Source organism: Acinetobacter sp. IRS14 (genome assembly GCF_034650275.1).
Classification (GTDB): Bacteria; Pseudomonadota; Gammaproteobacteria; order Pseudomonadales; family Moraxellaceae; genus Acinetobacter; species Acinetobacter oleivorans.
On the sequence record NZ_JAOVFN010000008.1, the window covers coordinates 98,157 to 111,997 of the forward strand.

Sequence of the window (13,841 nt, forward strand, 5' to 3'; positions counted from 1 at the left end):
GGTGGAAAGCCTACTCTTTGTGTAATGCACCAAAATACAACCAACATTTGCACCAAAACTCACCTTTGCACCAATTTAGATCATGTTATTATCTAAACTTGAGCTATCTGTTTTGATCAAAAGATATAAAGAACGATTTCAGCGCGTTTTTAAGTACCTTAAAACTTTAAAATAACCCATAAACAAAGTTGGCGTATATTTTGCATCGTTCATGTTCTATAACGGTGAAAATCCGATAACCAATGAAGATGCCATTGCGCTATTTTAAGACAGGAACGATTCGCTAATGGATCAACACAACCCTATCGACTATCGCCTATTGGTAGACAATTTAACTACTGCGATTTTATTAATCGATAGTAACTTAAATATTTTTTACTTAAATTCAGCCTGTGAAGCACTATTTGACATTAGTTTGCTCCGTGCTTCAGGACAGCCTGTTTTAAATTTACTTCATGCGCCAGATGATACTTTTAATACCCATGAAGCTTTATTAAACACCATAAAAACCGGACAACCTTATACACGTCGAGAAGCTGTCATTAATGTTAACTTTAAAGACCTACATGTGGACTACACAGTTTCTCAATTAAATGCCGGTAAAAGCTATCATCCATTATTGTTGATTGAGCTCAACCCAATTGACCGTATGTTAAAGATTTCAAAAGAAGAAAATCTTGTTCAACAACATCAGGTCGCTAGACAGCTTGTGCGTGGCGTTGCGCATGAAATTAAAAATCCACTTGCAGGTATTCGGGGAGCAACCCAGTTACTCGCTCGCAGTTTAAATGATAAGACTTATGCTGAATTCACCGATGTCATCATTAATGAAGTGGATCGTTTAACTAACTTGGCTGACACCATGTTAGGTTCCAGACAATTACCAAGCTATGAAAATGTTAACGTACACGAACCTTTAGAACGAGTACGCTCTCTTATTGCGAATCAAACAAAGAAAAAAATTAAAATTATACGTGACTATGATTTGTCTTTACCTGATGTGAATGCCGATCGTGATCAGTTAATCCAAGTCATGCTCAACATTAGTGTAAATGCAATTCAAGCCATAACAGAGAATAAAGCATTCTTTATCGATCATGAACCAGAGCTAATTCTACGTACTCGCATACAACGACTTGTCACAATTAATGGTGTGCTGAATCGATCTACCGTGCGGGTTGATATTGAAGACAATGGGCCAGGTATACCTGAGAGTATTTTAGAGTCCGTATTTTACCCATTGGTTACTGGACGAGCAAAAGGTACTGGGCTTGGCCTGAGTATTGCACAGAATATTATGCATCAACATAACGGAATGATTGAATGCCAATCTGTTCCTGGAAAAACTATTTTTAGCTTATATTTACCTTGGGAGTCAGACCGTGTCGCGAAATAAAATATGGGTTATTGATGATGATCGCGCCATGCGATGGGTATTGGAAAAGACCTTTAAAGAAGAAGGCTTTGACGTTACCAATTTTGAAGAAGCTCAAACTGCGCTTGAACGTTTGCATCATGATGCTCCCGATGTCATCTTAACTGACATTCGAATGCCTGGAATTGATGGTTTAACTTTTTTATCTAAAGTCAAAAACACCCATCCGGATTTACCTGTCATTATTATGACAGCACACTCTGACTTAGAGTCTGCTGTATCAAGTTATCAAACAGGTGCATTTGAGTATTTACCAAAACCTTTTGATATTGATGAAGCTTTAGCTTTAGTCAATCGTGCAATTCTGCATATCAATAAACTACAACAACAAGAAGCTACAAAAACAGCTTCACCACTTCAATCAACAGAAATTATTGGTGAATCTCCTGCCATGCAAGAGGTTTTCCGCGCTATTGGTCGTTTATCTCAATCTCATATTACTGTTTTAATTAATGGTGAATCTGGTACAGGTAAAGAATTAGTTGCGCATGCTTTACACAAGCACTCACCACGCCGTGCGAAGCCTTTTATTGCTTTAAATATGGCGGCAATTCCAAAAGACTTGATTGAAACCGAGTTATTTGGTCATGAGAAAGGTGCATTTACAGGTGCAAACACTCAACATCAAGGTCGCTTTGAGCAAGCAAATGGTGGAACTCTATTCCTTGATGAAATTGGAGACATGCCATTTGAAACACAGACCCGACTACTTCGTGTGCTCGCCGACGGTGAATTTTATCGTGTAGGTGGACATATTCCAGTTAAAGTTGATGTTCGAATTGTGGCAGCAACGCATCAGGATTTAGAAAAACTGGTGAATGAAGGCCGATTCCGCGAAGACTTATATCACCGTTTAAATGTAATTCGTATTCACATTCCTAAACTTGCCCATCGTAGCGAAGATATACCAATGCTGGCTCAGCATTTTCTTGCACGTGCCGGTAAAGAACTTGGCGTGAGTCCAAAAATCTTACGTACGGAAACAACAGACTATATGCAACAGTTACCGTGGCCCGGTAATGTTCGACAACTTGAAAACACGTGTCGCTGGTTAACTGTGATGATCACTGGACGTGAAGTTTATCCAGAAGATTTACCTTCTGAACTTAAACAAGTTCCATTGCAAAAGAATAGTGATTCTGGGCAACCTGCCCCTTCATTTGAACGCATTTCTCTACACCATTGGGATGAGTTACTAAATCAATGGGCAATTCAAAAGCTTAAGAATGGTGAAATGAAGATTTTGGATATTGCCACACCAATGTTTGAACGCACCTTAATTAACGCTGCTTTACAACAAACACGTGGACGCAAACGCCATGCGGCAGAATTACTAGGTTGGGGACGCAACACCTTAACTCGCAAGTTAAAAGAACTTGGAATGGATTCTGCTGACGATGATGAAGAAGATGAACATAAGGTTAGCCAAACCGAGGCCTAAAAAGTGTAGTGCCTAAATCAGAAGCGGCTAAGAGTGTCTTAGCCGCTTTATTTTTGATTAGATTTCTTATTAAATTTAAAATTGAACATCAGGTTACATCATTAAATCATTTCAAAACTCACTCTAAGCTTATATTTTCTATTCTTTTATTTTTTAAAATTTCTACTCACTGTTCAGCAGATGATCTAAAAAAATAGCGATGACCATCCTTAAAGATAGTTTTGCTATACTAAATAAGCAAAGTTAACTGTTGTTATGAAATTTTATGCATGATTCCGTCCTTGACCCACATCATTCAGTATGTGAAAAACCACAAACACGCAGAGGTATAGAACGTCGCCTAGCTCTATTGCTAAGTGCAACCGAGCTGTTTTTGGATAAAGGATATGATGCGGTTTCTCTTGATGACATTGTTAACCATGCTGGAGGTTCAAAAACTTCTATTTATAAATATTTTGGTAATAAAGAAGGCTTGTTTACCGCAATTTGCGACTATAAACGTGAAATGTTTTTTAAGGACGTTTGCATTCCATTTCAACCAGAGAAAACTACTTTAAGAGAATACTTAATTCAAACGCTCAATCGTGTTTATGTTCACATCATTCAACCCGAGCATGTTGCATTTTTACGACTAATTATTGAACAGACCGAGTGTAATACGGTCCTTATACAATATCTATATGACAAATGGGTACATAATTTACAGAATACACTTACCCAAGCATTAGAATTTGCAGACAAATCAGGCGAAATTACATGCCCTTCTCCTTATTATTCTTCACTCATGTATTTTGGGATTTTGCGCGATATTGAATGGCGCATGATTATGGGTATGCCAGCCCTACCAGATGAGCAGGAAGCCACTGATTATATTGAATATTGCGTAGATATTTTCTTAAAGGGCCATCATAAAGTCTAATTCTTTTGCATTTTAAAATGCTTATAGTATAGTAGACTTCTTTTTTCCCTCCTCCACCCAGCCAACAACAGATAATTGTTGTATTTCATAACGATTATTATGGAGTAGCTACATGGCTCTAAGACATTTCCTGACTTTACGTGATCTATCCACTCTAGAACTTAATCGCATTTTAGAACGCGCAAGCGAACTTAAAAAAATGCAGCATGACAATAAGGTATATCAACCTTTTGTTGGTAAAGTATTGGGAATGATTTTTGAGAAATCAAGCACGCGTACACGTATCTCTTTTGAAGCAGGCATTAACCAATTTGGTGGTAGCGCGATTTTCCTATCACCTCGAGACACACAATTAGGCCGCGGCGAACCAATTGAAGACTCAGCACGTGTAATTTCTAGTATGCTTGATATTGTGATGATTCGTACTTTTGGTCATGACATTGTTGAACGTTTTGCATCATATTCAAAAGTTCCTGTGATTAACGGTTTGACAGATGACCATCATCCTTGTCAGTTACTTGCAGATTTACAGACTTATAATGAACACCGCGGTAGCATTAAAGGTAAAACCGTTGCTTGGATTGGTGATGGCAATAATATGTGTAACTCATATATTGAAGCTGCACACATGATGGGCTTTAAACTTAAAATTGCATCGCCAAAAGGATATGAGCCTAAACCTGAATTTTTAGCAGAGTTTGGTCATTGTGTTGAAGTTTTTGACAATGCAGAAGATGCTGCCGTAAATGCTGATCTCATTGTGACAGATGTATGGGCAAGCATGGGACAAGAAGAAGAACAGAAGCTTCGTGAAAGAGCTTTTGCAGCTTTTCAAGTCAATGAAAAATTAATGGGACTTGCTCATCCTGAATGTTTATTCATGCACTGCTTACCTGCTCATCGTGGCGAAGAAATTTCTGAAACTATGCTTGATCATAAAAATGCAGTGGTTTGGGATGAAGCAGAAAATCGTCTTCATGCTCAAAAAGCTTTAGTAGAATTTTTATTGAATGAAAATCTAAAATCATAATTATTTAGACAAAAAAACAGCATCTTTATGATGCTGTTTTTTTATTTTATAAAACTTGTACTTTTCCAGTTAATTATTTTTAAAGTTTTGATAACGTTGTCGAATATATAAGCAGGCTGTATTTCAACTATTCCCTAGAATCGTGTATAACATTCTACACAATAAGCCAAGCCTACTCTCGTAGAGTGCGATCATGACCACCCTTGAACAATCATTATCTCAAATTCCCGCATTTTCAATTATTCATGAACATTTATTTAGTTCAGCACAGCCTTCTGCTGAACAACTGAAACTAATTAAAGAATATGGTTGTAGTACAGTCATTAATCTCGCTTTAAGTAACGCACCAAATCATATTGAAAATGAAGATCGTATTTGTTTAGACCTCGGTTTAAATTACATCCATATTCCAATTGACTGGGAAACTCCATCGGCCGAGCAATGTTTATTGGTACTCGATCTTATTGATCATTTAGTCCAGAATGAAATTATCTGGATTCACTGTTCTAAAAATGATCGCTCTAGTTGCCTGATGTATGTCTATAGACAGTTTTATATGAATATGGATATGCCTACTTCTCAAGATTTACTTCATGAAATTTGGGAACCCAATGAAACTTGGACAGGGCTTATTCATAGTATTACCTTACAGCTACAAGGCCGTAAGGCAACTCTTGAGCTTCAGCAGTCTTTGCAACAAGCAGATCACTTGGTGTGATGAGAGACTAAAACAGTTGCTGTAGCTAAAATCCCTTCTTGACGACCGGTAAACCCAAGTTTTTCGGTTGTCGTTGCTTTAATACTGATTTGATTAACATCTACATTTAAAACATCAGCAATACTTTGACGCATTTCCAAATTATGTTTAGCTAATTTTGGACGCTCACAAGCCACCGTAATATCCGCATTATTTAACTGATAACCGCGATCTAAGATTAACTGGTAAACATGCTTTAATAGTACTCGACTGTCCGCACCCTTAAATTCTGGGTCAGTGTCAGGAAAATGTTGCCCTATATCTCCAAGTGCCAAAGTACCTAACAAAGCATCACACAAAGCATGGAGTACAACATCACCATCAGAGTGCGCTTTCAAGCCATGCGTATGTGGAATTTGAATGCCAGCTAATGTAACGAAGTTCCCTTCTTCAAAGGCATGCACATCCATTCCTTGTCCAATGCGAATTTGAGCAACCATATAACTATTACCTTCCATAAAAACTTAAGAAATCTTGTATTCAGCCTTTCTGTTTCGCTATAGTACACCTAGCAAAGTAGACTGAAAGTATAAGCGATCATGCTGTCTAATACTGATATGAATCAATTGAAAAGATTAAGTTTTGCCGTGACACTGAGTTGTTTATGTTCATCTCATGTTTTTGCAGAACCAATAGACTGTTCCAATCGTGGAGCTGAGCTTAAAATCTGTTCAAAAACATTTAGTGAATCGAGAAAGCAACTCAATAATAAATATCTTTCTGCATATTTAGTTACTGATGCCCCCTTACAGCTTTTGCAGGATACACAAAAGTTATGGTCTAAACATACTCAGCAATGCAAGAGTAATTCATGCTTTCAACAACAGTTTGATTTACGAACTGACGACCTAAATTTTTATGCATCACTTAAGCAAACGCTTACCCAACATTATCTTAAGTTTGAGAATGGACATCTAGCAGCACAGCCTGTTCACATTCAGGTCCATCAGCTCGCAAAGGATAAAATCAAGATTGAAGGAATAGCATACCGAAATCCAAATAACCGTAAAGAAACTCAAACGATTTCTTTGATGGCCTATAGTTCACCTGAACAAAAAAATGAAATCTTAGACAATGAGCATAACTGTAAATATCAGTTTAATTTCCAAAAAGCTTTACTAAATGTAAAAACCCAGCAAAAAGGCTGTGAACGTTTTAGCGGAATCTACCGATTATATGATTAGTGCGTTAAATAAAAGCCAGTGTTGAACACTGGCTTTTTACTTTCTAAATCGGATATTTTTGAGCAATATCCTGACCAACTAAAACCGCTGTTGCCGCAGACAAAGTCCACCCTAAGTGCCCATGTCCTGTATTGTAAAAAATACGAGGCTGTCTAGATTGCTTCACCACAGGCAGCATATTAGGCATCATCGGTCTTAACCCAGCCCAAGGTACGACATGCTCAGTTGAAATATCAAAGTTACGGTTTACCCAATTTACTAAAGGTTGAATACGATCAGCCCGTATATCGCGGTTGTAACCATTAAATTCAGCAGTTCCCGCCACGCGCAACCGATCTTTACCTAAACGAGAAGTGACAATTTTGGCGCTCTCATCTAGTAAACTAACCCACGGCGCATTCTTTACACTTTGCTCATCTTTTAATTGCACGGTAATTGAATAACCTTTTACTGGGTAGACATTTACTCGCTCTCCAATCATATCGGCGAGTTGATAACTTCCTACACCACCGCAAACTACAAGCACATCACCTTCGATTTGGATACTATCGGATTCAACAAGATAAGGATGCTCTGCGCTTGGCTGACAACTTACGATTACTTTGTCTGGATGACACTTAATATCTGTAACTTCCAAACCGAATTTATACTCAACACCGTATTGTTTAGTCTTTTCAGCCAAAGAAGTTGAATATTTATGAATATCCCCCGTTGCATCACTTGGTGTGTAATAACCACCAAAATATTCACCTGTTAATGATGGTTCTATGGTTTTCATCTCATCAGGTGAAACTGAATAGCGCTCTAATGTACCTTTGTTCAATACATTGTTTACTTGTTTAGCAATCTCGTAGTCAGCCTTACTATGATACATATGGAGAATTCCACGTTTCTCCAAATCAAACTCGAGCTGCTCTTTTTCAGCAACCTCAAACAAACGCTTACGAGCAAGTAATGCCAAACGGACCGTCTCAATCGTGTTTGCTTCATAGTTTTTAATATGGGATAAAAACTCAACTAGCCAGCTATATTTATGCAAACTAAATGAAGGATTCAGCAGTAGCGGTGCGTCTTTTTGCCTCATCCACTTAAAGCCTTTAACTACAGTGGCTTTTTGGTTCCATACTTCGGCATTACAAGCCGATAATTGCCCTCCATTGGCAAATGATGTTTCCATTGCAGGATATAGATGTCGATCAATCACTGTGACTTTATAACCCAGTTGCGATAATTCATAAGCAGAGGTAACCCCTGTGATTCCCGCACCTATCACAATAACATGTGGCATAACAGACTCCTCAGAAATGCAAAACATTTCATCAGTACAGCCCATCTGTCATTGGTACCTGAGAGTTTCGACCCCAACGTTACCTTTTAACGTTTAGATCTTCCCCTTCGGTGAGTTTATAATTTATAAGTTATTATTTTCAATTCTTATAAATCTAAGCTTCTCTCCAGATTTTTTAATTATTACAGTCCTTCTGCCTGAGAGTTTCCGGGCTTGTTGCTCCTTCGGCGGGTTCTTTCGAACCTCTCTCCCGCAATAATTTTGTATTTATATAAGCAATGTATCTGCCACTTTAGAAAAAACGCATTCTTTTCTTGTAAACTTTTGTACCAGCAATTATCAAGTTATAAATCATTAATTTAATTATAAAAATAAAAAAGGTGAATTTTTTATTAATTCACCTTTTGTGTTTAATTAGAATTTTCCATTGAGCACTGGGTCTGAAACTATACCCTTCCATTGCTCACGCAAGGTTGGTAAATAAAATTTCTCACCAATAGTGACCAATTCCGCATCAATCAATGCGTGAACTTCGTGCATAAAAATATAATCAAGTGCAACCAAAGAGAGCTGATGATTTTTTTGTGCTGTTTTCTTACGTTTCGCTTGAGCTTGTTTCACTAACTCATTCGCAAAGTTTTTATCTTTATAAGCCGTAATTGCATTTAAACGGAGTTCAATAACACCCCATCCAGCTAATAGCTTTTTAAAGACATCAAAATCTTCTGAAGTTGATTCCCATGTTACATTTTCTAAATCATTATCATCAGGTAAAACTGGCAATAACAGGTCACCTGTACTTGGGAAAATCTTTTTAAGATTTAACAGAAACTTAACAGGCTGATCACCGGGATAATCATTAAATTGCACATGTTGTTGAGTATCTGTCAAATAAATAGAGAGCATTCAAAAATCCTTAGCTAAGCTTCTGTTTTCAATTACTTTATCTTCAATCTCGTAAAATAAAGGCAAAATAAAAACAGGACAAGGTGGGCATTTTAACAATTATGACAGCTTATTCAACGCTAATTCGCCATTAATTAGTGAAACTTATACCCTCTTGATAAAAAGCCCTCCGAAAAGAGCTCTTTGTTGATACAAGTTCAATTCTTGCTACCGCTAAAAACAGAGCAACCACTAGTCATCAAAAGATTTTCTTATGTTTTAGTGATACAGCTAATAAGACTTTTTGAATAAAGTTGTCGGTTCATTTCTAAATTAAATTTGAGAAATGAACTCTTCTGTCGTTTTTAACTTAGCAAAAGCATTACTTAAAATTTGGTTATGATGATCAATTGCTTGCTGAGCATTTAAAGTTACTGAATCAGTTGTTGTATGTGCATCTGAAATTAATATCAATTTATATCCGTACTCAGAGGCAGCCCTAACAGTAGTATCAATGCAATACTCAGTTTTCATCCCAGTAATGATGATTTCATCAACATCAAGCTTCTCTAACAATTCTTTTAAAATAGTATTTTTAAAGCCACTTGGGTACATTTTTTCAATGACTCTATCTTTATGTGGATTAAGAGCTAACTCAGTGATTAGCTGAGTGTTCAGTCCACTCGGATCTAATGGGGTGCCTTTCTCACTAACATGCCGAATAAAGATAATTGGTCTCTCATTCAAGCGGTAATATTCAATAAGACTAAGAATATTTGAAAGTACGAGTTGAGCATTATGTGGCTTAGACTGGCCGTTAAATAGGCCATTTTGCATATCAATGACCAGTAAAGCCGATTTTGAATTGCTATTGAGTTTTTCCATAATTTCTCTCTGTAAAAACCAATAATGAACAGAGAAAAATTAACCCAGCCATTATTGGCTGGGTTTAGTTATCTTATTAATTCACTTTAATAAAAATCACACACAGCCTTCTTTATAGGTCGTGGTAGTAGTGATTTTATTCAATAAACAGTTCATTTGTTTTAACTGCCCAAAATTAAAGCTTAAATAACCATACCATAGCTTTTTCAATAAAAACAAAACTTTTTATTGTATGAAATATCTTTTAAGCGTACCTAGTTCTTAAAGAAATAATTCATCATAAAAAACTAATTTATTTAATTGAAAGTAAGTATTCGTATGCTGTTTTTTCATTACTCTCTAATTTAATGACTGCATCAGTTTCATCATTCAAAGTAAGGTTAAATACCTTCTCACCATCATAAGAAATTTGATGACCCATACGAAATTCCGAACCCATTGATTCAAGAATAATAAAATTTCCTTCGATATTCGAAGCGATATAGTAAGTATTGTTCCGATGAACATATCTAATTGTATACATCACCATTTAAATTCCATCTAAAAAATTATGTTTTTTCTTAATTAATAAAAAAGGCTGCTTTCTCTTTTCACCCAAAAATAAGCCTAACGAAAAAGTTGCTTAAAACTAGAATTGGAAAGATGTATACAGTCACTTTCCAATTTGATAACACCTAAACTCCATCAATATAAATCGAATTAAAAATAAAATAATTCAAATATTTAAAACCAAAAAAATATAAATTTATGCTAATTTGAAAAGATCTACCCCTTCTTTTGATTTCTAACACCAATCAGTCAGCGCTAAACTTATATACTGATATTACAGAAATACTTAATAATAAAAAACCCCGCCATTAGTCGATAGTTAGTCGGGTTTCTTGTACTGCTATATGTCTAACAAAATTAACTCTCGAATGGAGTTCACTACTATTTAAATTAATCTTTACACTTAACTTTTAAAACAGCTGCTTTGGTATTCACGGGAATAAGCATTCCTGAATTATAAACAGTATGATGATTTACGATTTTGTTATTACTATCCAACTCATCAAAACCCTTATCTTTACATATTTCTTCTGCTTTACTGATTAACTTTGCCCTCAAGGCTTCTCTCGAACCAAATGCATTACTTTGAGCATGAAGTTGATAAACCCCAGGATTCACCTCAGCTACAGTAGGTGGAAACATTTGTAGACAACCCGACAAGGTACAAGCTATTACTGCTAAAACAGTTATTGATTTAGTCTTTTTCATTTATTTGAACTTAAAATAAAATAACGTAGCAAAAATAAAGTCTAGATATGACATTTATATTTCAAAGTATAAAAAAAGCCTACTTTTTCAAGTAGGCCTTCCCCTTATGATTTTTTGCGCTGATCATTCAGGACTTTTGTTGTACTTAGCAACTCGCGGATATTACAGAAGTATTTAAGAATAAAAAAGCCCATTAGGAGAGATTATTTACTATTTGGTGAAACCATTTTTTCAGGTTTAACCACTTCATCAAATTGCTCTGCTGTAACTAAACCAAGCTCAACGGCAACCTGCTTCAAAGTTTTATTTTCCTTATAGGCAGTCTTGGCAACCTTTGCAGAATTTTCGTAGCCAATCACCGGGTTTAAAGCAGTGACCAACATGAGAGAGTTATGTAAGAAGTGATCAATTTTATCCTGATTAGGCTCAATTCCTACCGCACAGTGATCATTAAAACTATTACATGCATCACCAAGCAATTGAATAGATTGCAATAAATTATAAGCAATCACAGGCATAAATACGTTTAATTCAAAGTTACCTGACGCACCAGCCACATTAATGGTCGTATCATTTCCAAGCACTTGCGCAACAACCATGGTCATTGCTTCACTTTGTGTCGGGTTTACTTTACCCGGCATGATGCTTGAACCAGGTTCATTTTCTGGAATACGGATTTCACCGAAACCACAACGTGGGCCACTGGCCAACCAACGAATATCATTCGCAATTTTATTTAAACTAACTGCAAGCGTTTTTAATGCACCAGAAGCAAAAACAGCAGCATCACGTCCTGCAAGTGCTTCAAATTTGTTTGGAGCAGTCACAAACGGTAAGCCTGTAAGCAATGCAAGTTGAGCAGCTGCTTTCACTGCATAGTCAGGATGTGCATTTAGCCCTGTTCCTACCGCAGTACCACCTAATGGTAATTCATATAAACCTGTCAATGCCTGTTGCAAACGAACTAATCCATGCTCAAGCTGAGACACATAGCCACTAAATTCTTGACCTAGTGTTAATGGAGTTGCATCTTGTAAATGGGTACGACCAATTTTAACAATAGACTGAAACTCATCTGATTTTTTTTGCAAAGTCGCTTTAAGCTGTTCTACCGCAGGAATAAGCAATTCATTAATTTGCAAACTTGCTGCTACGTGAATAGCGGTTGGAAATGAATCGTTCGTTGATTGAGCACGGTTGACATGATCATTTGGATGTACAGGTTTTTGCGCACCCAATGCTTGACCTAATTTTTGGTTAGCAATATTGGCAATCACTTCATTACAGTTCATGTTACTTTGCGTACCAGAACCTGTCTGCCAGACCACTAAAGGAAACTGTGAATCCCATTTACCATCAATGACTTCTTCAGCCGCGCCCACAATATATTGGCTCAAATCTTGTGGTAACTGTTCAAGTTCAGCATTAGTTATTGCAGCAGCCTTTTTCACCAGCCCCATTGCTCGAATCATGGCACGGGGTAATCGTTCTTGCCCGATTTTAAAGTTCTGTAAGCTGCGTTGAGTCTGCGCCCCCCACAATACTTCATTTGGAACTTCAATCTCACCCATAGTGTCATGTTCAATTCGTGTTTGCATAGAAACCTCAGTTGTCTGGTTAAAGAACTTACGGGCTGAAGCAATTATTTGCTCTGGCTAGTTAATTTTTAGTATCGTACTCAAGCATTCCCATTATTGTAAATAAGAATCATTATCTTATCTTCCATTTAATGTATTTTGATAAAAACGCCATTCATCTTCAATCATTTGTTTTAACGGACGTTTAGGTGTCCAATTCAATAATGTTTTTGCTTTCGTTATGTCTGCTGCAACCTGACTTAATTCAACATGTTTGTAAATCGCAGGTTGAGTCGGAATTTCAGATTGCGTTACCTGTGAAATTTCATCTAGTAATTGACGCACAGAGTGAACTTGGTCATGGGCAATATTAAATGCCTCACAACAATGTGTTTGATCACGTAGCCAATGTAAGCTGGCAGTTACAGCTTCACACACATCTAAAACGTGTAGAAAACTGCGTTCAGTTGTATGGTCCGATGTTTCAGCTTGATCTTGTAATTCAATCAAATCACGTTGCATTGCTGCGACTTGCATGGCAAGCGGTACAATATTTTTAGGAAGCTGTGCGACATACTCTCCGAGCACCCCATGTTCAAATGCACCTACGATATTAGATAAGCGTAAGATCGCAATTTTCCACTCATGATCAATTTTATAAGTATCACGGATAATTTCTTCAATCATCTGTTGAGACTTAATATAGGGATTAGGATAAGCATAATTGAATTCGTCTGTTTCGCTTAATTGCAGACCAGATTTTCCATATGCTGCAAGGCTAGACAAATGAATAAAGTGACGAACACCTGTGCGTTGCATGGCACGTAGTAAACTCATGATGCAACTGACATTATCATTATAATATTCAAGAGGTTTAAGATTAGATTCTTCAATTGATTTAAACCCAGCAGTATGAATAACCGCATCAATTGAATATTGCTCGAAGACCTTATTCAATGCTGGTGTATTACGTACATCAAGTTTAACAAATGGAACGTACATGCCAGAAATAAATTCTAGGCGTTCCAGCGTTTGCAAGGTTGAATTAGCCAAATTATCGACAATTACCACTTCTTGACCCTGAGCCATAAGACTCAACGCAATGTGTGAACCGATAAAGCCTAAACCACCTGTCACTAAAATCATTGTATACTTACCTTTCTCTTAATGCATCTACGCCCAT

The 13,841-nt window shown here is 36.8% G+C and carries 14 protein-coding genes and 1 riboswitch; of the genes, 6 read left to right on the forward strand and 8 right to left on the reverse strand.

The features are described from left to right. The first annotated feature begins 286 nt into the window (after positions 1 to 286). The 5 genes from glnL to ODQ17_RS09995 all read left to right on the forward strand — a co-directional run bounded on the left by glnL (position 287) and on the right by ODQ17_RS09995 (position 5,543). Positions 287 to 1,396, forward strand: a complete 1,110-nt coding sequence (gene glnL / locus ODQ17_RS09975; protein ID WP_004791847.1) for a nitrogen regulation protein NR(II) — start codon at positions 287 to 289, stop codon at positions 1,394 to 1,396. Then, positions 1,383 to 2,876, forward strand: a complete 1,494-nt coding sequence (gene glnG, locus ODQ17_RS09980; RefSeq protein WP_004791845.1) for a nitrogen regulation protein NR(I) — start codon at positions 1,383 to 1,385, stop codon at positions 2,874 to 2,876. The genes glnL and glnG overlap by 14 nt, the downstream gene beginning before the upstream one ends. A 265-nt stretch (positions 2,877 to 3,141) precedes the next feature. Continuing rightward, the gene (locus ODQ17_RS09985) at positions 3,142 to 3,795 is read left to right on the forward strand and encodes a TetR/AcrR family transcriptional regulator (protein ID WP_192453979.1); all 654 of its coding nucleotides are present in this window, start codon (positions 3,142 to 3,144) and stop codon (positions 3,793 to 3,795) included. Between the two features lie 112 nt (positions 3,796 to 3,907). Next, positions 3,908 to 4,825 carry an ornithine carbamoyltransferase gene (argF, locus tag ODQ17_RS09990; protein ID WP_005306284.1) on the forward strand — a complete coding sequence of 306 codons (918 nt, stop codon included), beginning with the start codon at positions 3,908 to 3,910 and terminating at the stop codon, positions 4,823 to 4,825. 193 nt (positions 4,826 to 5,018) lie between these two features. Next, positions 5,019 to 5,543 (forward strand): protein tyrosine phosphatase family protein, encoded by a 525-nt coding sequence (locus ODQ17_RS09995; protein ID WP_174743713.1) that lies wholly within the window; start codon positions 5,019 to 5,021, stop codon positions 5,541 to 5,543. On the opposite strand, the gene ispF is transcribed toward ODQ17_RS09995, so the two are convergent. Beyond that, positions 5,531 to 6,022: a 2-C-methyl-D-erythritol 2,4-cyclodiphosphate synthase gene (gene ispF / locus ODQ17_RS10000; protein ID WP_004791837.1), complete on the reverse strand. Its 492-nt coding sequence runs from the start codon at positions 6,020 to 6,022 to the stop codon at positions 5,531 to 5,533. The genes ODQ17_RS09995 and ispF overlap by 13 nt on opposite strands. A 99-nt stretch (positions 6,023 to 6,121) precedes the next feature. Between ispF and ODQ17_RS10005 the strand changes: the two genes are divergently transcribed. Further along, complete coding sequence (locus ODQ17_RS10005) at positions 6,122 to 6,766, forward strand: A1S_1983 family putative colistin resistance protein (RefSeq protein WP_199944479.1); 645 nt, start codon at positions 6,122 to 6,124, stop codon at positions 6,764 to 6,766. A 43-nt stretch (positions 6,767 to 6,809) separates the two neighbouring features. On the opposite strand, the gene ODQ17_RS10010 is transcribed toward ODQ17_RS10005, so the two are convergent. The 7 genes from ODQ17_RS10010 to galE all read right to left on the reverse strand — a co-directional run bounded on the left by ODQ17_RS10010 (position 6,810) and on the right by galE (position 13,804). Beyond that, positions 6,810 to 8,054, reverse strand: a complete 1,245-nt coding sequence (locus ODQ17_RS10010) for a D-amino acid dehydrogenase (protein WP_049836894.1) — start codon at positions 8,052 to 8,054, stop codon at positions 6,810 to 6,812. Positions 8,055 to 8,229: 175 nt separating this feature from the next. Continuing rightward, positions 8,230 to 8,317, reverse strand: a riboswitch (glycine riboswitch). 151 nt (positions 8,318 to 8,468) lie between these two features. Next, on the reverse strand, positions 8,469 to 8,960 hold the full coding sequence (locus ODQ17_RS10015) for a hypothetical protein (RefSeq protein ID WP_009390283.1): 492 nt from the start codon (positions 8,958 to 8,960) through the stop codon (positions 8,469 to 8,471). Between the two features lie 312 nt (positions 8,961 to 9,272). Continuing rightward, positions 9,273 to 9,824 (reverse strand): cysteine hydrolase family protein, encoded by a 552-nt coding sequence (locus tag ODQ17_RS10020; protein WP_322903294.1) that lies wholly within the window; start codon positions 9,822 to 9,824, stop codon positions 9,273 to 9,275. 292 nt (positions 9,825 to 10,116) lie between these two features. After that, positions 10,117 to 10,347: a hypothetical protein gene (locus ODQ17_RS10025; RefSeq protein ID WP_199943991.1), complete on the reverse strand. Its 231-nt coding sequence runs from the start codon at positions 10,345 to 10,347 to the stop codon at positions 10,117 to 10,119. A gap of 416 nt (positions 10,348 to 10,763) precedes the next feature. Next, complete coding sequence (locus tag ODQ17_RS10030; protein WP_322903296.1) at positions 10,764 to 11,081, reverse strand: hypothetical protein; 318 nt, start codon at positions 11,079 to 11,081, stop codon at positions 10,764 to 10,766. 203 nt (positions 11,082 to 11,284) lie between these two features. Further along, a complete protein-coding gene (fumC, locus tag ODQ17_RS10035; protein WP_322903297.1) occupies positions 11,285 to 12,679 on the reverse strand; it encodes a class II fumarate hydratase in 1,395 nt (464 codons plus the stop codon). Positions 12,680 to 12,796: 117 nt separating this feature from the next. Beyond that, on the reverse strand, positions 12,797 to 13,804 hold the full coding sequence (gene galE / locus ODQ17_RS10040; protein WP_151821505.1) for a UDP-glucose 4-epimerase GalE: 1,008 nt from the start codon (positions 13,802 to 13,804) through the stop codon (positions 12,797 to 12,799). Positions 13,805 to 13,841: the final 37 nt, after the last annotated feature.